At 61.7% G+C, this 23,218-nt stretch carries 20 protein-coding genes; 10 read left to right on the top strand and 10 right to left on the bottom strand.

What is annotated here, in order from left to right:
- Nucleotides 1-3 precede the first annotated feature (3 nt).
- From AB4N82_RS20515 to AB4N82_RS20525, 3 genes are read right to left on the bottom strand one after another with little or no spacing between them, the layout of a single operon-like run.
- Nucleotides 4-1,260: a dihydrolipoamide acetyltransferase family protein gene (locus tag AB4N82_RS20515; protein ID WP_122765536.1), complete on the bottom strand. Its 1,257-nt coding sequence runs from the start codon at nt 1,258-1,260 to the stop codon at nt 4-6.
- Nucleotides 1,261-2,319 carry an alpha-ketoacid dehydrogenase subunit beta gene (locus tag AB4N82_RS20520; protein WP_065884833.1) on the bottom strand — a complete coding sequence of 353 codons (1,059 nt, stop codon included), beginning with the start codon at nt 2,317-2,319 and terminating at the stop codon, nt 1,261-1,263.
- A gap of 1 nt (nt 2,320) precedes the next feature.
- Nucleotides 2,321-3,556: a 3-methyl-2-oxobutanoate dehydrogenase (2-methylpropanoyl-transferring) subunit alpha gene (locus AB4N82_RS20525; protein WP_122765535.1), complete on the bottom strand. Its 1,236-nt coding sequence runs from the start codon at nt 3,554-3,556 to the stop codon at nt 2,321-2,323.
- Between the two features lie 194 nt (nt 3,557-3,750).
- On the opposite strand from AB4N82_RS20525, the gene AB4N82_RS20530 reads away from it, so the two are divergent.
- Nucleotides 3,751-4,233, top strand: a complete 483-nt coding sequence (locus AB4N82_RS20530; RefSeq protein WP_015884756.1) for an Lrp/AsnC family transcriptional regulator — start codon at nt 3,751-3,753, stop codon at nt 4,231-4,233.
- A gap of 187 nt (nt 4,234-4,420) precedes the next feature.
- The gene (locus AB4N82_RS20535) at nt 4,421-6,040 is read left to right on the top strand and encodes a methyl-accepting chemotaxis protein (protein ID WP_460105151.1); all 1,620 of its coding nucleotides are present in this window, start codon (nt 4,421-4,423) and stop codon (nt 6,038-6,040) included.
- A gap of 58 nt (nt 6,041-6,098) precedes the next feature.
- Here AB4N82_RS20535 and AB4N82_RS20540 read toward each other — a convergent pair whose 3' ends face one another.
- Nucleotides 6,099-6,962 (bottom strand): MBL fold metallo-hydrolase, encoded by an 864-nt coding sequence (locus tag AB4N82_RS20540; RefSeq protein WP_032888127.1) that lies wholly within the window; start codon nt 6,960-6,962, stop codon nt 6,099-6,101.
- A gap of 94 nt (nt 6,963-7,056) precedes the next feature.
- Here AB4N82_RS20540 and AB4N82_RS20545 point away from each other — a divergent pair, with 94 nt between their 5' ends.
- From AB4N82_RS20545 to AB4N82_RS20570, 6 genes are all read left to right on the top strand, one after another.
- Nucleotides 7,057-7,392, top strand: a complete 336-nt coding sequence (locus tag AB4N82_RS20545) for an ArsR/SmtB family transcription factor (protein WP_017527038.1) — start codon at nt 7,057-7,059, stop codon at nt 7,390-7,392.
- A gap of 51 nt (nt 7,393-7,443) precedes the next feature.
- The gene (locus AB4N82_RS20550) at nt 7,444-8,688 is read left to right on the top strand and encodes an NAD(P)/FAD-dependent oxidoreductase (RefSeq protein ID WP_122765533.1); all 1,245 of its coding nucleotides are present in this window, start codon (nt 7,444-7,446) and stop codon (nt 8,686-8,688) included.
- On the top strand, nt 8,689-9,501 hold the full coding sequence (locus AB4N82_RS20555) for a sulfite exporter TauE/SafE family protein (protein WP_032888123.1): 813 nt from the start codon (nt 8,689-8,691) through the stop codon (nt 9,499-9,501).
- Between the two features lie 157 nt (nt 9,502-9,658).
- On the top strand, nt 9,659-10,834 hold the full coding sequence (locus tag AB4N82_RS20560; RefSeq protein WP_032888121.1) for a porin: 1,176 nt from the start codon (nt 9,659-9,661) through the stop codon (nt 10,832-10,834).
- 404 nt (nt 10,835-11,238) lie between these two features.
- On the top strand, nt 11,239-12,384 hold the full coding sequence (gene nosP, locus AB4N82_RS20565) for a nitric oxide-sensing protein NosP (RefSeq protein WP_032888119.1): 1,146 nt from the start codon (nt 11,239-11,241) through the stop codon (nt 12,382-12,384).
- Nucleotides 12,326-14,269, top strand: coding sequence for a PAS domain-containing hybrid sensor histidine kinase/response regulator (locus AB4N82_RS20570; RefSeq protein ID WP_050442845.1), 1,944 nt, complete (start codon nt 12,326-12,328; stop codon nt 14,267-14,269). Before nosP ends, AB4N82_RS20570 begins: the two co-directional genes overlap by 59 nt.
- A 1,871-nt stretch (nt 14,270-16,140) precedes the next feature.
- Here the strand turns inward: AB4N82_RS20570 and AB4N82_RS20575 are convergent.
- The 6 genes from AB4N82_RS20575 to AB4N82_RS20600 all read right to left on the bottom strand — a co-directional run bounded on the left by AB4N82_RS20575 (nt 16,141) and on the right by AB4N82_RS20600 (nt 21,174).
- Nucleotides 16,141-16,806 carry a response regulator transcription factor gene (locus AB4N82_RS20575; protein WP_032889994.1) on the bottom strand — a complete coding sequence of 222 codons (666 nt, stop codon included), beginning with the start codon at nt 16,804-16,806 and terminating at the stop codon, nt 16,141-16,143.
- A gap of 15 nt (nt 16,807-16,821) precedes the next feature.
- Nucleotides 16,822-17,370, bottom strand: a complete 549-nt coding sequence (locus tag AB4N82_RS20580; protein ID WP_122765532.1) for a rhodanese-like domain-containing protein — start codon at nt 17,368-17,370, stop codon at nt 16,822-16,824.
- Between the two features lie 107 nt (nt 17,371-17,477).
- Nucleotides 17,478-18,269 carry an ABC transporter permease gene (locus AB4N82_RS20585; RefSeq protein ID WP_099600947.1) on the bottom strand — a complete coding sequence of 264 codons (792 nt, stop codon included), beginning with the start codon at nt 18,267-18,269 and terminating at the stop codon, nt 17,478-17,480.
- Nucleotides 18,266-19,006, bottom strand: coding sequence for an ABC transporter ATP-binding protein (locus AB4N82_RS20590; RefSeq protein WP_122765531.1), 741 nt, complete (start codon nt 19,004-19,006; stop codon nt 18,266-18,268). Before AB4N82_RS20590 ends, AB4N82_RS20585 begins: the two co-directional genes overlap by 4 nt.
- Nucleotides 19,003-19,962 carry a YVTN family beta-propeller repeat protein gene (locus AB4N82_RS20595; protein ID WP_032889983.1) on the bottom strand — a complete coding sequence of 320 codons (960 nt, stop codon included), beginning with the start codon at nt 19,960-19,962 and terminating at the stop codon, nt 19,003-19,005. The genes AB4N82_RS20590 and AB4N82_RS20595 overlap by 4 nt, the downstream gene beginning before the upstream one ends.
- A gap of 30 nt (nt 19,963-19,992) precedes the next feature.
- Nucleotides 19,993-21,174, bottom strand: a complete 1,182-nt coding sequence (locus AB4N82_RS20600; RefSeq protein ID WP_122765530.1) for an ABC transporter substrate-binding protein — start codon at nt 21,172-21,174, stop codon at nt 19,993-19,995.
- Between the two features lie 152 nt (nt 21,175-21,326).
- Between AB4N82_RS20600 and AB4N82_RS20605 the strand changes: the two genes are divergently transcribed.
- Together AB4N82_RS20605 and AB4N82_RS20610 are read left to right on the top strand one after the other, a co-directional pair.
- Nucleotides 21,327-22,589 (top strand): sensor histidine kinase, encoded by a 1,263-nt coding sequence (locus tag AB4N82_RS20605; RefSeq protein ID WP_122765529.1) that lies wholly within the window; start codon nt 21,327-21,329, stop codon nt 22,587-22,589.
- Nucleotides 22,586-23,212, top strand: coding sequence for a response regulator (locus AB4N82_RS20610; protein WP_122765528.1), 627 nt, complete (start codon nt 22,586-22,588; stop codon nt 23,210-23,212). The genes AB4N82_RS20605 and AB4N82_RS20610 overlap by 4 nt, the downstream gene beginning before the upstream one ends.
- Nucleotides 23,213-23,218: the final 6 nt, after the last annotated feature.

Genomic DNA, 23,218 nt, shown 5'->3' on the forward strand with positions numbered 1-23,218 from the left:
CCCTTACTCCAGGAACAGGCTGGCGGGTTGTTCGAGCAGGCCGCGAATGGCCTGGATGAATTGCGCCGCGTCCATGCCATCGACCACGCGGTGATCGAAGGAGCTGGAGAGGTTCATCATTTTGCGAATCACGATCTGGCCCTTGATCACCATTGGCCGCTCAACGATACGGTTGACGCCAACGATGGCCACCTCCGGCAAGTTCAGCACCGGGGTGCTGACGATGCCGCCCAAGGCGCCCAGGCTGGTCAAGGTAATGGTCGAACCCGACAACTCGTCACGACTGGCCTTGCCATTGCGCGCGGCCGTGGCCAAACGTGCGATTTCCTCGGCATTGCCCCACAGGCTGCGGGCTTCGGCGTGACGCACCACCGGCACCATCAAGCCCACGTCGCTCTGGGTGGCGACGCCCACATGCACCGCGCCGAGGCGGGTGATGACCTGGGCTTCGTCGTCATATCGCGCGTTGATCTGCGGGAAATCCCGCAGCGCCACGACCATGGCGCGCACGATAAACGGCAGTAACGTCAGCTTGCCGCGCGTGGCGCCATGCTTCTCGTTGAGGTGCACGCGCAGCTCGTCGAGGGCGGTGACGTCGATCTCTTCCACATAGCTGAAATGCGCGGCACGGCGGGTGGCGTCCTGCATGCGCTGGGCAATCTTGCGGCGCATGCCGATCACCGGGATCTGTTCTTCGGTGTTGCGTTCGGCGTAAGGGTTGGCTGCCGTCGAAGCGTTTGACGCCCCTTGTTGCAGGTAGGCATCGAGGTCTTCGTGCAGGATCCGTCCGGCGGGGCCGGAGCCCTGGACCAGCCGCAGTTGAATCCCGGCATCCAGCGCATGCTTGCGCACGGCGGGGGAGGCCAGGGGGCGTTCATCGGCATCGCGGGCCACAGGGGCCTGTGCGGTCACGACGGGCGCGGGCTTGCTTTCAACCACTGGTGCAGGTTTGGCCTCGACAACGGGAGCAGCTTTCACCGGCTCCGCCACCACGGGCGCCTCCTTGGTGTTGCCCGCACCTTCCACTTCAATGCTGATCAGAATACTGCCCACGGCCATCACTTCACCCGGCTCGCCGCCAAGGGAAATCACTTTGCCGTGCACCGGCGAGGGAATATCCACCATCGCCTTGTCGGTCATCACATCCGCCAGCACCTGGTCTTCGACGACCATGTCGCCGACCTTCACATGCCAGACCGACAGTTCAACTTCCGCGATGCCTTCGCCAATGTCCGGCATCTTGATAACGTGCGTGCCCATTCAGACCTCCATGACCCGTTTCAACGCCGCGCCCACTCGGGACGGGCCTGGGAAATACGCCCACTCCTGCGCGTGCGGGTAAGGGGTGTCCCAACCGGTGACGCGTTCGATCGGCGCTTCCAGGTGGTGGAAGCAATGCTCTTGCACCAGCGCCACCAACTCGGCACCAAAACCGCAGGTGCGGGTGGCTTCGTGCACCACCACGCAACGGCCGGTTTTCTTCACGGATTTGACGATGGTGTCCAGGTCCAGCGGCCACAGGCTGCGCAGGTCGATGACTTCGGCGTCGATGCCGGTTTCTTCGGCAGCGACTTGGGACACATAAACCGTGGTGCCGTAGGTCAGCACGGTGACTGCCGACCCCGGACGCACAATGGCGGCCACGTCCAGCGGCACGGTGTAGTAACCGTCCGGCACCTGCGCTTGCGGGTGTTTCGACCACGGGGTTACCGGGCGGTCGTGGTGGCCATCGAACGGGCCGTTGTACAGGCGTTTAGGCTCAAGGAAGATCACCGGGTCATCGTTTTCGATGGACGCAATCAGCAGGCCTTTAGCGTCGTAGGGGTTGGACGGCATCACCGTGCGCAAGCCGCAGACCTGGGTGAACACCGCTTCGATGCTCTGGCTGTGGGTCTGGCCGCCGTAGATGCCGCCGCCACAGGGCATGCGCATGGTCAGCGGTGCAGTGAACTGGCCGGCCGAGCGATAACGCAGGCGCGCCGCTTCGGAGATGATCTGGTCGGTGGCGGGGTACACATAGTCGGCAAACTGAATCTCAGCCACCGGGCGCAGGCCATAGGCACCCATGCCCACGGCCACGCCGATAATGCCGCTTTCCGAGATCGGTGCGTCGAACACCCGCGAGCTGCCGTACTTGGTCTGCAAGCCTTCGGTGCAACGGAACACACCGCCGAAGTAACCCACGTCCTGGCCGAACACCACCACGTTGTCATCACGTTCAAGCATCACATCCATGGCCGAGCGCAGGGCCTGGATCATGGTCATGGTGGTGGTGGTCATGGCGGTTTCCAATTCGATGCTGTTGTTGTGATCGTTCATGTCAGACCCCCAACTCTTGACGCTGGCGCTTCAAGTGCTCCGGCATCTCTTTATAGACGTCTTCGAACATGGTCGCGGCGCTTGGGATCTGGCCACCGGCCAGGGTGCCGTACTGTTCGGCCTGTTTCTGCGCGGCGATCACCTCGGCTTCAAGTTCAGCACTGACCGCCGCGTGTTCCTCTTCGGACCACTGGCCAATCTTGATCAGGTGCTGTTTGAGACGAGCAATTGGATCGCCCAACGGGAAGTGGCTCCAGTCATCGGCGGGGCGGTATTTGGACGGATCATCGGACGTGGAGTGCGGGCCGGCACGGTAGGTGACCCACTCGATCAGGCTCGGGCCGAGGTTGCGCCGCGCACGTTCAGCGGCCCAGGCGGAGGCAGCGTACACGGCGATAAAGTCGTTGCCGTCCACGCGCAGGGAAGCGATGCCACAGCCGACGCCGCGTCCGGCGAAAGTGGTGGCTTCACCGCCGGCGATGGCCTGGAAGGTGGAGATAGCCCATTGGTTGTTGACCACGTTGAGAATCACCGGCGCGCGGTACACGTGGGCAAAGGTGAGGGCGGTGTGGAAGTCGGATTCGGCGGTGGCGCCGTCGCCGATCCAGGCCGAGGCGATCTTGGTATCGCCCTTGATCGCCGAGGCCATGCCCCAGCCCACGCCCTGAACGAATTGGGTGGCGAGGTTGCCGGAAATGGTGAAGAAGCCGGAGTCTTTCACCGAATACATGATCGGCAACTGGCGACCCTTGAGCGGGTCGCGCTCGTTGGACAGCAACTGGCAGATCAGGTCCACCAGTGGCACTTCGCGGGCCATCAGGATGCTTTGCTGGCGGTAGGTGGGGAAGCACATGTCGTCGATGTTCAAGGCCAGGGCCTGGGCGCTGCCGATGGCTTCTTCGCCGAGGCTTTGCATGTAGAACGACATTTTTTTCTGACGCTGTGCGACCACCATGCGGTTGTCGAAGATGCGCGTCTTGAGCATCGCACGCATGCCTTTGCGCATGATGTCAGTGGAGACGCCTTCGGCCCACGGTCCCAAGGCTTGGCCCTGGTCGTCGAGTACGCGGATCAGGCCCTTGGCCAGGTCGGCGGTGTCGGCGGGTTCTACGTCGATGGCGGGTTTGCGCACCAGGCCGGCGTCGGTCAGGCGCAGGTAGGTGAAGTCGGTCTTGCAGCCTGGTCGGCCCGAGGGTTCAGGGACGTGCAGGCGCAGTGGTTCGTACTGCTGGGTCATGGCTTCTACGCTCGATCTTGTGAATTTCTTGTAGTGGGCGCGCTAGCTGACAGTCAGTCTTCGGGTAGAAGAAATCTTGTCCTACAACAATCATAGGCGTGGCGTAGAAGAATATTTATCTCTGTTTCGTTGCGCCTGGGATCAATTGCGGATAAAAAACCTGCATAAACATAATAAACAGGTGATTTTGTCTCATGCGCAAACTGGACCGTACCGATATCGGCATTCTCAACGCTCTGCAGGAGAATGCCCGCATCACCAACGCCGACCTGGCCCGCTCGGTCAACCTGTCGCCCACGCCGTGTTTCAATCGGGTCAAGGCGATGGAGGAATTGGGCCTGATTCGCGAGCAGGTCACGCTGCTCGACGCCGATTTACTGGGGCTGCACGTCAACGTGTTTATCCATGTGAGCCTTGAAAAGCAGAACGAACTGGCGTTGCAGCAGTTCGAAGGCGCGATTTCCGACCGGCCCGAGGTGATGGAGTGCTATTTGATGGCCGGTGATCCGGACTATTTGATTCGGGTGTTGGTGCCGACGATCCAGTCGCTGGAGCGGTTCATGATGGACTTTCTGACCAAGGTACCGGGGGTGGCGAATATCCGCTCCAGTTTTGCCCTCAAACAAGTGCGTTACAAAACAGCATTGCCGCTGCCAAGAGATGGACTGATGGTCTAATAAAGTGGCGCGGTTTCCCTTGGCACGTTAATAGTTAGCTAGACAACTAAACTCGCTATTTAAATATTTAGGGTTGCCAATAAAAAAATACCTAATTAGTCACGTATTTTTCACGTCTGGTTTAACACATTAATCCCCATCAGGCCGTGAAGTTCGCGGCCCAGGAAAGGGGTGCGCCGCGATGTCCATGAGAGCCTTGAAGCTGAACTTCCGTACCACACTTTGTTTTGGTGTGGTGTGTCTTCTGCTGTTGATCCAAGGAGCAATGACGCTGATAAAAGTCGATAAAGTCTATTCATCGACGGTGGAAATCGAATCTAACTGGCTTCCCAGTATTCGTTCGGCAGGTGAAATAGATTCGGCTTTTTACAAACTTCGTCTTGATCTACGCCGTTATGCCATGGATATCGGGCGCCAGGATCCGGCCTCCCTTGAGAAGCTCAAAGCGACGCGCAAGGAAGCCCTTGATATTGCAGAGCGTTATGCGCCGTTAGTCTCAAGCCCCGAAGAACAAGCCAAGTACAACGACGCATTGACCGGCATAAAGAACTACAGCCAGAAGATGGATGAGTTCCTCGCGCAAGCCTCGACGTTGTCTGCTGAACAGATGTCGACTTATTTGCGTGACGTCAATGGACCGATTGCCCTTGATGTACAGCGTTCCATCAGCGAGTTGATCGCGTTGAATTCCGGTGGCTCCAATACGGCGGTTCAGGTGGCTTCCAGCGAATATGACGCGGCGCGTCTGTTCACTTGGATATTGATGGGCACCTCCTTGATAGTCACCGTCGTGGTTGCAAGCCTGTTTACCCGCAGCATCATTACTCCGGTCCGTGAACTGTTGGTATCAACCGGCAAGATTGCTGACGGCGATCTGCGCGTGGCGATTGCCATCAATGGCAACGACGAGTTGACCGAGTTGCAACGATCTACCGCGTCTATGCAAATGAACCTGAAAAGCACCTTGCAGCATATCTCGGAGGCGTCCGGGCAATTGGCTGCGGCGGCGGAGGAGATGAGCGCCATTACCCGCGAGTCCAGCGCCGGTATTGAACGCCAAAGCATGGAAACCGATCAGGCCGCGACGGCGGTTAACGAAATGACGGCGGCCGTGGAAGAAGTGGCGCGCAATGCGGTGTCGGCTTCCCAGTCCACGCAGGATTCCCAGCGCTCGGCCAAAGTCGGCCAGGAGCGTGTGAAGCAAACCATCGCCTCCATCGAGAAGCTCAGCGCCACGGTGCAGCAGACCGGCGTCGAAGTCGAAGGGCTGGCCAAGCAGGCCCAGGATATTGCCCGAGTGGTTGAAGTGATCCGTTCAATTGCCGAGCAAACCAACCTGCTGGCGTTGAACGCCGCCATTGAGGCGGCCAGGGCAGGGGAGCAGGGCCGAGGCTTTGCGGTCGTCGCCGACGAAGTACGGGCATTGGCCCATAGAACCCAGACCTCGACCCAGGAAATCGAGCAGATGATCGCGAAAATCCAAACATGCTCCAGCGAAGCGGTGTCTTCCATGGCCCTTAACCGCAACGAAGCAGTGGATTCATTGAAGATCGCCCATGAAGCGGGCGCCGCGATTACTCAGATCACCGACGCCATTACCGACATCAATGACCGCAACCTGTTGATCGCCACGGCCTCTGAAGAACAGGCCCATGTGGCCCGCTCGGTGGACCAGAACCTGATCAGCATCCGTGATCTTTCCATCCAGAGCTCTTCGGCGGCTGGTCAGACGTCGATTGCCAGCCAAGAGCTGTCGCGGCTGGCGGTGGACCTCAAGCAGATCGTGTCGAAATTTGCCGTAGCCTGATCACACCTGCGTAACACCCTCGGAACATTCAATGGCATGGACGCCACGCGGGGCGGCTTTAGAGCTGGTTCAACGGAATCTTCAAGTAAACCACCCCGTTTGCCTCCGCTGGCGGCATATGACCGGCCCGCACATTCACTTGGATCGCCGGCAACAACAGCGTGGGCATCCCCAGCCCAGCATCGCGTTGGGTGCGCATCGCCACAAACGTCGCTTCATCCACTCCGTCATGCACATGAATATTGCCCGCTCGCTGCTGCGCCACGGTCGTCAGGCATTTTGCCTCGCGACCCTCGGGCGGGTAGTCATGGCACACGTACAGCTGCGTGTCGGGAGCGAAGGCCAACAGCTTGCGCATCGACGCATACAGCTGCCGCGCATCGCCGCCAGGGAAGTCGCAGCGGGCCGTGCCGACATCGGGCATGAACAGGGTGTCGCCGACCAGGATCAATCGATCCTCGATCAGATAAGCCATGTCCGCCGGGGTGTGGCCGGGCACGTGCAGCGCCTGGGCCTTGAGGTTGCCGATGTGAAAGATTTCATCCGGCGCAAACAGGTGGTCGAACTGCGAGCCGTCGACGCGAAATTCCGGCTCCAAGTTGAACAGGTTCTTGAACACGCCCTGCACCTTGCTGATCGACTGACCAATGGCGATCTTGCCGCCCACTGTCCGGCGCAGGTACGGCGCGGCGGACAGGTGGTCGGCATGGGCGTGTGTCTCCAACAGCCACTGCACTTGCAAGCTGTGCTCACGCACAAAGGCAATAACCTTGTCGGCCTGGGCGGTGTCAGTACGCCCGGAGGCCGGGTCGTAGTTGAGGACCGAATCGACGATGGCACAGGGGCCGCCGTCCGTTTCATAGACGACGTAGGTGTAGGTCGACGACGTCTCGTCCAGAAAGGAATGAATCAACGCTGACATGACGGCTGCCCCTGATGCTGAAAAAAGTGATTACAATCACTTTACATTTACACATAATGTTTTGAGCTTAAGTGAGGCAAAGGACCCGAGGCAAATGGAATCTACTCTGAGTGAAGGCGAAGTCGCCCAGTTGCGCGCGTCGGCGTCCAAGGCCTGTGCCTTGCTCAAGGCCCTGGCCAATGAGGATCGCCTGTTGATCCTGTGCCAGTTGACCCAGGGCGAGCGCAACGTCGGCGAGCTGGAAACCATGACCGGCGTGCGCCAGCCCACCCTGTCACAACAGTTGGGCATCTTGCGCGACGAAGGGTTGGTCGCCACCCGTCGGGAAGGCAAGTACATCTTCTACGGGCTGGCCAGCCACGAAGTGATCCAAGTGATGAAAACCCTGTCCGGGCTGTACTGCGGCGCGGTCATAAAAAGCTGGGCGTGACGCCATACGGCAACGACCCTTGTGTGCATTGACGATAAAAGGCATCAGACCATGACCGAACAACACTGGGGCCCATCCATCAGTGGCGATATCGTTGTCATCGGCGGCGGTTCGGCAGGCATCGGCCTGCTGGCCAGCCTGCTCAAGCGCGACCCCGACCTGAACATCACCCTCATCGAACCCAACGACCACCATTGCTACCAGCCGGCCTGGACCCTCGTGGGCGGCGGCGCCTATGACCTGAAAAAGACCCGCCGCCCGTTGGCCGACGTGCTGCCTAATGGCGTCACCTGGATACAGGCAGCGGTCAGCGAGGTGCTGCCGGACGAGCAAACCCTCTTACTCGACAGCGGCCAGCGCGTGAGTTGGCAACATCTGATTGTGTGTCCCGGCCTGCGCCTGGCCTGGGAGGCTATCGAGGGCTTGCAAGACACCCTCGGTCAGCACGGTGTCACGTCCAACTACAGCTACGAATACGCCGCCTACACCTGGCAGTTGGTGCAGCAGTTGAAGGGCGGCAAGGCGATCTTCACCCAGCCGGCCATGCCGATCAAATGCGCCGGCGCGCCGCAGAAAGCCATGTACCTGTCCTGCGATCACTGGCTCAAGCAGGGCCGTCTCAAGCACATTGATGTGGAATTCAACCTGGCCGGCGCGGCGCTGTTCGGGGTGGCGACCTTTGTGCCTCCGTTGATGAAGTACGTTGAAAAATACAACGCGCGCCTGGCGTTCAATTCCAATCTGGTGAAAGTTGACGGTCCGGCACGCAAGGCCTGGTTTGCAGTGAAAGACGCCGAGGGCAATACGACGGTTGAAGAGAAATCCTTCGACCTGCTGCACGTCGTCCCGCCGCAAGTCGCCCCGGACTTTATCGGCCAAAGCCCGCTGGCCGACGCCGCCGGTTGGTGTGAAGTGCACCCCCATACCCTGCAACACCTGCACTACCCGCACATCTTCGGCCTGGGCGATGTGTGCGGCACCACCAACGCCAAGACCGCCGCCGCTGTGCGCAAGCAGATCGTGGTGGTTGCCGAAAACCTGCTGGCCCTGCGTAAGCAAGCAACCTTGCCGCTCAAGTACGACGGCTACGGGTCCTGCCCGCTGACGGTGGAGAAGGGCAAGGTGGTGCTTGCCGAGTTCGGCTACGGCGGCAAGTTGCTGCCGACCTTCGCCCTCGATCCGACCAAGGCGCGCCGTTCGATGTGGTTCCTCAAGGCTACGCTGCTGCCGTGGTTCTACTGGAACGGCATGCTCAAGGGCCGCGAGTGGCTGACCCGTCTGAGCAAGGTGGACTGAATGCTGCTGGCCAGTGTGTTGGGTGTGTTGATGGGCCTGGTCATGGGCCTGACCGGTGCGGGCGGCGGCATCCTTGGGGTGCCGGCGTTGGTGCTGGGATTGGGCTTGAGCATGACCCAGGCCGCGCCGGTGTCTTTGCTGGCGGTGGGCGCGGCGGCGGCCGTCGGTGCGATTGATGGCTTGCGCCACGGCCTGGTGCGTTACCGCGCCGCGCTGCTGATCGCCTTGCTCGGCGCGCTGTTTTCGCCGCTGGGGGTGTTTCTTGCTCACCAAATGACGGAACCGGTGCTGATGGGCTTGTTCAGTGCGCTGATGGTGCTGGTGGCCTGGCGCATGTTGCAGCGTGAAAAGGTCGAGGCCGGGCCGAGTGATCACGGCGCCGCCTCCTGGGGCCAGAAGAACTGCATGCTCAATCAACAGACCGGACGCCTGGCCTGGACCGCCAAATGCAGCGCCACCCTGGCCGCGCTCGGCGCCGTGACCGGTGCGGTCTCCGGTTTGCTCGGCGTGGGCGGAGGCTTCCTGATCGTGCCGGCGTTCAAACAACTCACCGACGTGCAGATGCGCGGCATCGTCGCCACCTCGTTGATGGTGATCAGCCTGATCTCGCTGATCGGCGTGGCCGGTGCGTTGCATGCCGGGGTGAGCATCGAACCGGTGGGCTGGGTGTTTATCGGCGCCAGTATCGTCGGCATGCTGGTCGGCCGGCGCCTGTGTTCCGTGATCCCCGCGCGCACCTTGCAGGTGGGGTTTGCCAGTCTGTGTGTACTGGTGGCTGTGGGCATGTTGGCCAAGGCCGGTCTTACGCACTAAGTGCCGGGCCTGTGACTGGGCCCGTCTTACACCAGAGTTGCAGGGCACCCGCTGCCCGTCCAAAGCACCCTGAAACCACGGCCAAGGCAGCGTAGGCCGTGGCCTGGCGCTTTTCGATAATCGCCTCCGACATCAAGTCCCCGTTGCGGAGCGCGCCATGCATAACAATAAAAATCTCCCCCTGCGTCTGTTACCTGCTTTTATCGTCGGCCTTAGCCTCAGCCCGTTCGCTGACGCCGAAATCATGCTGTACGACAAGGACGAAACCACCTTTTCCACCGACGGCTACATCAACGCTTTCTACGTCAACAGTGACGTGGACCGCGCCGGCGACCAATACGACCGCCGCCAATCCCGGGTGAAGATGGGTTTTCTGCCCAACTACTTGGGCTTCAACATGGGCAAGCAGGTCGACGACCTCAAGCTCGGCGCCCGCGCCTCGTTTTGGGTGACGATCAACGACAGCGAAACCAACGGCACCGACACCGCCATCGATGTGCGCCAGTTTTACGGCACCGTGGCGAACCCAGAGTGGGGCGAAGTGCTGATCGGCAAGGACTTCGGCCTGTTCGCCCGCTCCAATATCCTGCTCGATGAACTGCTCGCCGGTTACGGCCAGGTCAGCGATAGCCTTGGCTTGGTGGACGGCGGCGGTGTGTCGTTCGGCAATATCGGCAGCGGCTACCCGTACCCGTTCCCCACCTCGCAGATTACCTATCGCACCCCAATGATGGACGGCCTGCGCGTGGCTGTAGGCATCATGGACCCGGTGGACACCAACGACAGCAGCGCACTGGGCAAGGCCTACCAGAAGAACCCGCGCACCGAGAGCGAGATCACCTACCAGTTCGACCTGGGCGGGGCGAAGATCTACAGCTGGCTCAATGGCAGCTACCAGACTTCGGACAACACCGACTCCACCGTCGAATCGGTGACGTCCAAAGGCCTGGGCTATGGCGTACAGGCGAAAATCGGCGGCTTGTCGCTGACCGGTTCGGGCTTCCAGGCCAAGGGCATCAACCCGTTCTTCACCAACAATGCCGGGGAAGCCACCCTGCGCAATGTGGACAGCAACGGTTACCTGGTGCAAGGCTCGTACAAAGTGGGCAAGAACCGTCTGGCGCTGTCCTACGGCAAGACAGAGGACGACGGCAACGGCGTGGTGGGCAGCGGGGCGGATTATGAGACGCGCGGGATTGCGTTGTTTCATGACGTGAACGACAACCTGAAGCTGGTGGCGGAGTACAACCAATTCCAGATCAAGGGGCATGACACCCGTGCGCAGAATGAAGACACCGATACCTTTGCGGTAGGTGCAGTCCTGACGTGGTAAGCCATTCAAAAATGGGGGAGGGGCGGTGCGACGATTCGACTTGCCCCCCACAGGCAGAGGTATCTACACCTCTTTGGTGAAAACACATTCTGGGAAAATAGTGCTTTCGTGGTGAGCGGGCTTGCCCCGCGCTGGGCTGCGAAGCAGCCCCAAACCAGACGCTGAGTTCTACCAGAAATATCCCCGCGTTTTTATTGGGGCTGCTGCGCAGCCCAGCGCGGGGCAAGCCCGCTCACCACCGCGTTATGTGTCGGCTTTTAGGCAAGGTGTAGATACCTATGCCCCGATGGGGTGGATCGGTCAGTGGAGAGACTCATCCCATCGCATCCCCCCACCCAGTACCCAAGTAGCATAGGTCCCACCCCCGCCCTTCGTACACTCATGCCTCAGAGGGGGAACCAACGATGCATAACAGTGAAGGCGTAATCAGCGCCATGTCCCAGGCCACCGACGCCGGGCAGGCGGCTGAGGAGTTGGCCCGTCAACTGCTGCACCCCTACCTGGGGTTTGTGCTGTTTTTCTGTTCGGCCTCCTACGATTTGCAGGCGCTGGGCCAGGCCCTGCAACAGTGCTTCGGTAACGTGCGCGTGGTGGGTTGCACCAGCGCCGGCGAGATCACGCCCCAGGGCTACGGCCGCAATTGCGTGACGGCAATGGGCTTTAACCACGCGCACTTTTCCATCGCCACCGAGCTGATCGATCAGGTGGAACACTTCAGCCTGATCGACGCTCAGCAGATGGTCGAACGTCTGGTCGGCGGTTGCCGCAGCAATACCCTGGCGCCGATCAAGGGCAACACGTTCGCCCTGACCCTGCTCGATGGCCTGTCCAGCCGTGAAGAGGTGGTGCTCGCGGCCCTCAGCGCGGCGCTTGGCGACATTCCGCATTTTGGCGGTTCGGCCGGCGACGACAACTTCCTCACCCACACCCACGTGTACTTTAACGGCGCCTTCCACAGCGGCGCGGCGGTGGTGGTGTTGGTCAATACCTGGCTGGACTTCGAGGTGTTTACCACCCACCACATTCTGCCGCGCAGTGAAAAGCTGGTGGTGACCGGCGCCGACAGCCCGTCGCGCCGGGTCTTCGAGCTCAACGCCGAACCTGCCGCCGAAGAGTACGCGCGGCATATCGGCGTGGCCGTGGCCGATCTCGATCACCGCGTGTTCGCGGCGCACCCGCTGGCGGTGCGCATCCACGATCAGTATTACGTGCGCGCGATCCAGCAAGTGCACGACGACTTGAGCCTGAGTTTCTACTGCGCCGTGGAAAACGGCATCGTCCTCACCGTGATGAAGCCCGGGCCGATCCTGCCGAACCTGCAAACGCTGTTCGACGGCCTGCAAGCGCGCCTTGGCGACCTGCTGTTGACCATCGGCTGCGACTGCTTCCTGCGCCGCCTTGAGCTGGAAGACAGTGACAATCTGGAACAGATCGGCGGCTTCCTGCGTGACCAGCGGGTGATGGGGTTCAACACCTACGGAGAACAGTTCAATGGCATGCATATCAACCAGACCTTCACCGGGGTCGCCATTGCCCGAGGCCGGCGCTGAACTGCTCGCCCAGGTTGCCCAATTGCAACAGGACAACCACAAGCTGGCGCGGATCAACGCCGCGCTGATCGAGCGCATTGAGTCCGGCGTGACCCAGGGCAACAACCCCTACACCACCTTCCAGCATTCGGTGGTACTGGCCGAGCAAGTGCGCGAACGCACCGACGCGCTGAACCAGGCGATGGCCGAACTCAAGGCCAGCAACCACTTGCTGATCAACGCCCGGCTGCGTGCCGAAACCCTGCGCGGCGAACAGGTGGCGGCGCAGAAAGCCCAGGAAAGCGAGCGCTGGATTCGCTTGATCACCGACCACGTTCCGGCCCTGATCGGCTACCTGAATGCTGACCTGGTCTACGAGTTCACCAACAAAGTCTACGAAGAATGGTACTGCTGGCCGCGCGGCATGATGCTCGGCCAGAGCCTGCGCGAAGTCCACAGCGAACAGCACTGCCAGCGCCTGGACGCCTACGTCGCCCGGGCCTTGGCGGGGGAGAGCGTGACCTTTGAATTCGCCGAGACCAATATCAATAACCAGGAGCGCTACATGCTGCGCTCCTATGTCCCCAATCTGCTGGCCAGTGGCGAAGTGGTGGGGATCTTTGTGCTGATCCGCGACATCACCGAACGCCGCCGCACCGCCGAGGCCCTGCATCAGGCCTATCAACACCTGGAGCAGCGTGTCGCCCAGCGCACCTCGGAACTGACTGCGCTTAACGACCAGTTGCTCAAGGAAATCGACGAGCGCCGCCGCATGGAAACCCGCCTGCGCGAAGCCAAGCTCGAAGCCGAACAGGCCAACCTGTCGAAAACCAAATTCCTCGCCGCCGTCAGCCACGACCTGCTGCAACCGCTGAACGCCGCGCGATTGTTCACCAGCGCTTTGCTCGAACGCCCCAGCGAACAGTTGGTGCGCAACGTGAGCAATTCCCTGGAAGACGTGGAAAACCTGCTGGGTACTCTGGTGGATATTTCCAAGCTGGATGCCGGGGTGATCAAGGCCGACATCGCGCCGTTTGCCCTGAGTGAATTACTCGACAACCTGGCAGCCGAATACACCGAATTGGCCCGCAGCGAGGGCCTGGAGCTGCATTTTGTCGGCTGCTCGGCGCTGGTGCGCAGTGATATTCAGTTGCTGGCGCGGATTCTGCGCAACCTGCTGAGCAATGCGATTCGCTATACCTACAAAGGGCGTGTGGTGCTGGGATGTCGCCGCCAGCACCAGCGCCTGTCGATCCAGGTGTGGGACAGCGGCATGGGTATCGCCGAGGAACGGCTGGAGGAGATTTTTCAGGAGTTCAAACGCGGCGATGTGCAGCGTCCGGACCAGGACCGCGGGTTGGGCCTGGGGCTGGCGATCGTGGAAAAAATCGCGGGGATACTGGGTCATCGCATCAGCGTCAAATCCTGGCCGGGCCAGGGCTCGATGTTCTCGGTGGAGGTGCCGTTGAGCGCCACGGCGCCCAAGTCACTGCCGATGCTGGCCATGAGCGAACCGATGCTCGAACGCCTGCAAGGCGCACGGGTGTGGGTGCTGGACAACGACGCGGCGATCTGCGCGGGCATGCGCACCTTGCTGGAAGGCTGGGGCTGCCGGGTGATTACCGCCTTGTCGGAACAGGATTTGGCACGGCAGGTGGACAACTACCATGCCGAAGCCGACTTGCTGATCGCCGACTATCACCTCGACGACGACCAGAACGGTGTAGATGCCGTGGCACGCATCAACGCACGCCGGGCCAGTGCAATCCCGGCGCTGATGATCACCGCCAACTACAGCAATGAGTTGAAGCAACAGATCCGCGAATTGGGGCACACCTTGATGCACAAGCCAGTACGCCCGATGAAACTCAAGACCGCCATGAGCCACCTGCTCGGTCGGCCCTGACAAACGGAGATCAAGTGTGGGAGGGGGCTTGCCCCCGATGGCGGTGTTTCAGTCAAATAGATGTCGACTGACCCACCGCTATCGGGAGCAAGCCCCCTCCCACATTTGACCGGTGTTGTGTCTGGAGGATTGGCGCCGCAGTTACGGCCGATGAAGCTCAATACTGCCACGAGCCACCCCTCGGTCGTCCCTGACAAACGGAGAACCAATGTGGGAGGGGCTTGCCCCCGATGGCGTTGTTTCAGCCAAGTAGATGTCGACTGACCCACCGCTATCGGGAGCAAGCCCCCTCCCACATTTGACCACTGTTGTGTTTGGAAGATTGGGGCGCAGTTACGGCCAATGAAGCCCAAGACTGCCACGAGCCACCCCTCGGTCGTCCCTGACAAACGTAGATCAAGTGTGGGAGGGGCTTGCCCCCGATGGCGGTGTTTCAGCCAAGTAGATGCCGACTGACCCACCGCCATCGGGAGCAAGCCCCCTCCCACATTTGACCGGTGTTGTGTTTGGAAGATTGGCGGCGCAGTTACGGCCGATGAAGCTCAAGACTGCCACGAGCCACCTGCTCGGTCGTCCCTGACAAACGGAGATCAAGTGTGGGAGGGGGCTTGCCCCCGATGGCGGTGTTTCAGCCAAGTAGATGCCGGCTGACCCACCGCTATCGGGAGCAAGCCCCCTCCCACATTTGACCGGTGTTGTGTTTGGAGGATTGGCGGTGCAGGTACGGTCGATGAAGCTCAAGACTGCCACGAGCCCCCCTCGGTCGGCCCTGACAAATGGAGATCAAGTGTGGGAGGGGGCTTGCCCCCGATGGCGGTGTTTCAGTCAAGTAGATGCCGACTGACCCACCGCTATCGGGAGCAAGCCCCCTCCCACATTTGACCGGTGTTGTGTCTGGAGGATTGGCGGCTCTGGTACGGCCAATGAAGCTCAAGACCGCCACGAGCCACCCCTCGGTCGGCCCTGACAAATGTAGATCAAGTGTGGGAGGGGCTTGCCCCCGATGGCGGTGTTTCAGTCAAGTAGATGTCGACTGACCCACCGCTATCGGGAGCAAGCCCCCTCCCACATTTGACCGGTGTTGTGTCTGGAGGATTGGCGGTGCAGGTACGGTCGATGAAGCTCAAGACTGCCACGAGTCACCTGCTCGGTCGGCCCTGACAAACGTAGATCAAGTGTGGGAGGGGCTTGCCCCCGATGGCGGTGTTTCAGCCAAGTAGATGTCGACTGACCCACCGCTATCGGGAGCAAGCCCCCTCCCACATTTGACCGGTGTTGTGTTTGGAAGATTGGCGGCGCAGTTACGGCCAATAAAGCTCAAGACCGCCACGAGCCACCCCTCGGTCGGCCCTGACAAACGGAGATCAAGTGTGGGAGGGGGCTTGCCCCCGATGGCGGTGTTTCAGTCAAGTAGATGCCGACTGACCCACCGCTATCGGGAGCAAGCCCCCTCCCACATTTGACCGGTGTTGTGTTTGGAAGATTGGCGGCGCAGTTACGGCCGATGAAGCTCAATACTGCCACGAGCCACCTGCTCGGTCGTCCCTGACAAACGGAGATCAAGTGTGGGAGGGGGCTTGCCCCCGATTGCGGTGTTTCAGTCAAGTAGATGCCGACTGACCCACTGCTATCGGGAGCAAGCCCCCTCCCACATTTTATTTGTGTTGTGTCTGGAGGATTTGCGGCGCAGGCACGGCCAATGAAGCTCAAGACCGCCATGAGCCACCCCTCGGTCGGCCCTGACAAACGTAGATCAAGTGTGGGAGGGGCTTGCCCCCGATGGCGGTGTTTCAGTCAAGTAGATGTCGACTGACCCACCGCTATCGGGAGCAAGCCCCCTCCCACATTTGACCTCTGTTGTGTCAGGCGGGTCAGCGGCGCAGGTATGAGCCGAAATCGATATCCCCGGCACTGAGGATTGCCTGCACCCGGTTGTGCACGTTCAACTTGCGCAGGATCGCCGACACGTGGGCCTTCACGGTGGTCTCGGCAATCTCCAGGGTGTAGGCGATCTGCTTGTTCGACTCGCCCTTGGTCATCCGCTCCAGCACCAACAATTGCTTGCGTGTCAGGGCTTGCAGCAGTTCGGGGGCGAAGCCGGGGTTTTCGTTGAGGCGCCGGTGGGTGCCGGGCTTCTGGGTGCGGATGATGTCCGGCGGCAGGTACACGTTGCCGTTGAGAATCTGCTGGATCGCCTCGGTCATTTGCAGGCGTGGCGAGGACTTGGTGATAAAACCCACGGCGCCATAGGTGATGGCTTGCAGCACGATCTGCTTGTCCTGCTCGGCCGAGACGATCACCACCGGAATGGTCGGCGCCTCGTTGCGCAGGTTGATCAGGCCATTGAGGCCGTGCATGCCGGGCATGTTCAGGTCCAGCAGGATCAGGTCGAGGTCGTCGTGTTCCTGGGTCAGCGCCAGGGCGCTGTCGAGGTCGGCGGTTTCCATCACTTCGCTGCCGGGAAAGCCGTCGCTAATGACGTTATGGATCGCTTCGCGAAACAGTGGGTGATCGTCGGCAATCAGGATTTTGTACATGGCCGTTCACCTTTCTTATTGTGATGTTTGAAATGGCTCGGGTTGGGCGACCGTCACCGGCAGCTTCGCCGCCTCCCAGGCATCCAGACCGTCGCGATACCAGTACACAGAGGTATAGCCGAGGTTGGCGGCACGTTTTACCGCGTTCCAACTCAGCCAGCAATCGGAGCGGCAATAGAAGACCAACGGTCGCGTGAGGTCGCCGCCGCTGTAGGCATACAGGTGGCGCACGAAATAGCTTTGCCACTCCGGCGTCAGGTCGCCGTCGCCGGTATTGGCCAGCCAGTGGCTGCCGGGCAGGTTGGCGTGGGGCTGGTCTTCGATGAAGCGGCCTTGCAGCCATTGGCGGCGGTACACATCGATCAGCACCGGCGCCGGGCTTTGGCCGAGCAGGGTTTGCAGGGCCGCGGTGTCGACAATCGTGGCGCCAGGCAGGTGCTCGGGTGTGGGGCTGCGGTACAGGCTGATGCGGTAGCCGTCGGCGGAAAACAGTGGAGTGTCGGCCTGGACGTGGGCGACGAACAGGCACAGCAGTGCCAACAGAGGCAGTCGGGCGTGCAGCATGGCAGGGCAATCCTTATCGTTATGCGCGCATTACACGTGAGTCCCGAGCCCTTGGGAATGCGACGATAGACAGGAAAACCAGTACCAAAGTAGTAGTTTTATCGGCTTCAGCCTTTTTTGCGCAGTGCGGCATGCTGGGGATTGAAGGTCAGCACCGCCAGCAGCGTGAACAACAGGGTCAACCCCAGGCACACCGCCAGGGCCAGGCCGGCGAAGCGTTCATACAGGGCAAAGCGCACCAGTTCCACGGCGTGGGTAAACGGGTTGACCGCGCACAGCCAGTACAGCCATTCGCTGGAGTCGCGCATTTTCCACAGCGGGTACAACGCCGACGACAGGAAAAACAGCGGGAAAATCACGAAATTCATCACCCCGGCAAAGTTCTCCAATTGGCGAATCGCGTTCGACAGCAGAAGGCCCAGGGCACTGAGCATCAACGCCACCAGCAGCAACGCCGGCAGGGCAGTCAACAGGCCCATGGCTGGCGGTTGCACGCCGTAGACCCAGGCAATCGCCAGGAATCCGTATACCTGTAACAGCGAGATCAGTGCCGTGGCCAACAGTTTGCTGCACAGCAAAAACGTGCGCGGCAACGGGCTGGTCAGTAACACGCGCATGCTGCCCATCTCGCGGTCGTAGACCATCGACAACGAGCCCTGCATGCCGTTGAACAGCAGGATCATGCAGGCCAGTCCCGGAATGATGTAGACCTCGTAGGGGATGTAGGTGTCGTAGGGCTCGATCACCGAGATGCCCAACGCGGCACGGAACCCGGCGGCGAACACCACCAGCCACAGCAACGGGCGCACGAGGGCGCTGAGAAAGCGCGTGCGCTGCAACACAAAACGCAGCCACTCACGCAGCACGATGCCGCGCAGGCATTGCCAGTAAGCGTTCATGCGGCGGCTCCCGTCACAGTGGGTCGGGTCAATCGGGCGAACACACTGCCCAGGTCGCCGCCTTGTTGCTGGATCAACTCATCAACTTGCCCGCTGGCCACCAGGCGGCCTTGGTGCAGAATCATCAGTGCATCGTTGGCCTGCACTTCGTCGAGCAAGTGTGTGGTCCACAGCACGCTGATGCCGTGCTCGGCGCACAGGCTGCGCACATGCTGGTTCAGCGCCAGGCGGCTGGCCGGGTCGAGGCCGACGCTGGCTTCGTCGAGCAACAGCACGCGCGGTTCGTGCAGCAGGGCGCGGGCGATTTCTACGCGGCGCCGGTGCCCGCCGTTGAGTTCGCGGACTTTTTCGCGGCGGCGCTCGGTGAGGGCCTGGCGCGTCAGTTCGGCGTCGACCCGTGTGTCGGTCTGGCGCCGCGACAAACCGTGCAGCGCGGCGTGGTAGCGCAGGTTCTGCTCAACGCTCAAGTCCAGGTCCAGGGTGCTTTGTTGGAATACCACGCCCAATTGCTTAAGGGCGGCGCGCGGCGCATCGCGCAGGGAATGACCGCCCACGCGAATGTCGCCGCTTTGCAGGTCATACAGCCGCGTGAGCAGGGCGATCAAGGTGGATTTGCCGGCGCCATTGGGCCCCAGCAATGCCGCAAAACGCCCTGGCGCCAGGCTGAAACTCACCTCGCACAAGGCCTGCCGTGCGCCATAGGCGAAGCTCACGTCGCGCACCTCCAGGGCGTTCATGGCGTCACCACCACACCCCACGGGTAACGCCCGACTTTCACCGACTTGACCACCTTCAGGCTGTCCACGTCGATCACCGACACATCACCGCTCACGCCGTTGGTGGCGAGCAACTGTTTCTCGTCCGGGGTAAATGCCATCTGCCACACGCGGCGGCCCACCAACAGATAGTCGAGAATCTCAAAGGTCTTGGCATCAATCACCGCCACATGGTTCGCCGGGCCGAGGGCGACAAAACCGTATTTGCCGTCGGCGCTGAGCTTGATGCCGACCGGCTGGACTTTGTCCGGGTGCACGCCCTTGATCTTGAAGGTCAGGGTCTTGAGGATCGCGCGGCTGGCCACGTCGAGGATGGTCACGGTGCCGCCGATTTCCGCCGAGGCCCACAGCTGCGAGCCATCGTGGTTGAACTCGACGAAGCGCGGGCGCTGGTCCACCAGGGTGCTGTCGGCCAGGGTCTGGGTGCTGGTGTCGATCCAGTGCAGCATGTTGGTGGTTTCGCTGGTGTTCACCGCCCACTTGCCGTCCGGGCTGACGGCCATGCCTTCGGGTTCGACGCCGACGTTGATCTGGCCGAGCACCTTGGAGGTCTCGGTGTCGATCACGGTGACCAGCGCATCGTCTTCGTTGGACACGTACAGCCAGCGGTTATTGGGGTGCAGGGCGAACTGCTCGGGGTCTTTGCCGGAGGGCAGTTCCTTGATGATCTTGCGCGTGGCCACGTCCATCACCTGCACGCGGTCCGAGTCGCTGGCGCAGATGTACAGCAGCTTATTGTCATGGGACAGCAGCAAGCCTCGCGGACGCTGGCCGACTTTGAGGGTGTCGGTGACTTGCAGGGTCTGCATGTCGATCAGGCTCAGGCTGTTGTCTTTCTCGTTGGAGACCCAGGCGGTACTGGCCACGGCGTGCCCGGCGGCAAGCAGCAGGGCGCATGAGAGCAGGGTGCGGCGCATGGCGGATTCCTTATTATTGTGGGTAGGTGATCAAGGGAAGCGGCAGGTCACCTCGGGTTTGTCATAGCCCAGGCTGTCCATTTCGTTAGTGGGGTGCAGGAAGCCTTCCTGGGGCGATGTGCTGACCAACGCGCGGGGTTGCACGATGGGAATCGGTTGGCGCAATTGGCCGTTCCAGGCGCGGTAACTGAGCTTGCGGCCCTTGAAGCCATCCAGGGGCAGTTGCTCGCTGATTTCCAGATCGCGGATCGCCATGGGCTCGACCTGGCGCAACTTGCTCACTGCACTGGCGACGCTGCGCACGGCCATCCAGGCGGCGAAGTCGCGGTCGTTCATCCAGCGCCCGGCCAGCGCCTCGAAGCGTTTCTGCAATTGGGCGGCGCCGTAGGTCTCGACGGTCTTGTGCCAACCGGTGGGCGTCAGGCCCTGGGTGCCGGCGACGGGGCGCGGGTACCAGGTCTGGTAGGGCACGTACTCGCCGAAGTCGCCGCGCTCGTCGGCCACCAGCACCACGTCGTATTCGGCGGTTTGGGTGAACAGCGGCATATCCGCCTGGGCGCTGCGGCGTTGGTCGTTATCGAAGCGCCAGGCTTTCTCCGCCACCAGACGCACGCCGAAGCGTTTGGCGGCGCGGCGCAGGGCGGCGGCGTAGGCTTGGTCATCCTCGGTGGGGCCGACGATCAACAACGCTTTCTGCCATTTACGGACGACCAGGAACTGCGCCAGCGCATCGGCGAGCATCGCCCGGCTGGGCAGCGTATGCAGCACGTTGCCCAGACAGTCGGTGCTGCGCAGGCTGTCATCCGGGCTGCCGGCATTGAACAGCAGGCTGTCAGGCAACGCGGCGCTGAGTTGGCGAAGGCTTGCGGCGGGGGCGTTGACCACGAACAAACGCAGGCCCTGGGCATGCTGGGCTTGGGCGGCGGCGAGCAGGGCGTCCGGCGTATCAACCGTGGCGGTCCTCAGGCTGTAGCGCTGGTTGAGAAAGGCGCCGGTGCTGTTGCTGTCGATGATCGCCAGTTCGGCGCCGCGCTGCCCGGCATCGATGGGCTCGGGAATTACATTCGACAGCAGCGGGCCTGGATCGGGCCGATAACCCAAGTAGCCGATCTGCACCTGCAAGGGCTCGGCGGCCTGGCTGGCGGTGGCCACCCCGGCTGCGCAAGCAATCGCCAGCAGATAGATCACGGCGTAAGGGGCGAGCTGGCGCATAAGGCACTCCATGACAGGAAGCGCCAGCATAGAAAGCCTTAAGGTCGCTGCAAATATGCAGAAAGTAGCGCTGGGGCAGTACCAAGGTAGTAGCTCGCAGCGCGTGAAGCGGTCTTAGCATGACGCTTCAGTGTGTTGTTCGGGAGTTGGCTATGTCGGCGTTGTGGCGCATCAATCTATGGGTCTGCGGCTTCTTCGCCCTGGTGACCTGCGCCTGCACCGCGCTGTTGCTGCACCAGGCCCTGGCCGATGTGGAGCGCGAGTTGCAATCGGCCGAAGCGGTGGTGCACTACCTGAGTGAAACCGCCGAGCGCGACCCGGCCAGCCTGCAACCCCACCTCACCGCGAGTTTGCGTCATGTACGCGTGCACTGGCTGGCGAGCGGCGACACCGCCCAAGCGCCGGCCTCGGACGGGCTGGACGCCTGGCTTGGGCGCCTGCTGTTCGTCGAGGCGCGACGCAGTGCCCAGGTGCTGGACTTGCCGGACGGTCGGCGCGTGTCCATCGCCGTCGACCCACGGGATGAAATCGACGAAGTCTGGGATTCCTTGCAACAACTGTTGGGCCTGTGCGCCCTGGCGTTGGCCCTGAGTCTGTTGACTATCCGCTGGGCCGTGCGGCGGGGCATGGGCGTACTCGATGAATTGCTGCGCGCCCTGCAACAGGTGTGCGCCGGCCAGCTCAACGTGCGCCTGCGCGGTGAAGGCGCGCCGGAAGCACGGCAACTGGCGCTGCACTTCAACCGCATGACCGACGCCCTGGAGCAGGCGCGCACCGATAACACCCGGCTCACCCAGACCCTGCTGGCGGTGCAGGAGCAGGAGCGCACCCACTTGGCCCAGACCCTGCACGATGACCTCGGCCAATACCTGGCCGGCATTCGCGCCCAGGCCTGCCTGTTGCGGCTGGTCGCCGATCAGCCGCACGTGCTGACCCGTACGGTGGGGCTGCTGGAAGATCATTGCGAGCACTTGCAGCAAGGTTTCCGCGCCCTGGTCCACGACCTCTACCCGGTGGCGTTGCAACACTTGCCGATGGGCGAGGCGTTCTCGATGCTGGTAACGCAGTGGCAGGCCAGCCATGGAATTCCCTGCCAATTGCAGGTCAGTGCCGACCTGCCGGCGTTGTCCGGCGTCAACAAAACTCACCTGTACCGCCTGCTCCAGGAAGCGCTGACCAACATCCTGCGGCATGCCGATGCCAGCCAGGTGCGCGTGCGCCTGCAACACCGCGGTTCACGTCTGCGCCTGTGGGTGCGTGATAACGGTCGCGGTGCAGTCACGCCCCAGCGGCCCGGCGTGGGCCTGTATTCGATGGCCGAACGCGCCCGCTGCCTGGGCGGCGAATTAAAGATCATCAGCCACCCCGGCGGCGGTTGGGCGCTGGCGTTGAACATGCCGTTGGAGGCCTCATGAATATTCTGTTGGTGGATGACCACGCCGTGGTGCGCCAAGGCTATGCCAGCCTGCTGCGCGCGCTGCTGCCAGCGGTCGAAGTACGCGAAGCGGCCAGTGGCGAAGAGGCCCTGAGCCGGGTGCAGGAGGCGGTGCCGCATCTGGTGATCATGGACTTCGGCCTGCCAGGCATCAGCGGCCTGGAAACCACGCGCCGCCTGCGCCAGCGCTTGCCACAATTGCGCGTGCTGTTTTTCAGCATGCACGACGAGCTGCCGCTGGTGCGCCAGGCGTTGGACGCCGGAGCCTCCGGTTACCTGACCAAAAGCTCGGCGCCCGAGGTGTTGATTGAAGCCGTGCGGCGCATCCTCGACGGCCACGCCTATATCGAACAGGCCCTGGCCACCGAACTGGCCTACCCCCCCAGTGATCAACGCTTGCAGGGCATGACCCCGCGCGAACTGGAAATCTTCCTGATGCTGGCCAAAGGCACGCCCACCCGAGCGATTGCCGACCAGCTGAATATCAGCAGCAAGACCGTGTCCAATCACCTGACCTTGCTCAAGAGCAAACTGCAGGTGAGCTCCCATGCCGAGCTGGTGCACCTGGGAATCGACATGGGGGTGGTGCGGGTGGTTGGATAACTGGGT

It is taken from the genome of Pseudomonas sp. H1_D04 (assembly GCF_054683855.1).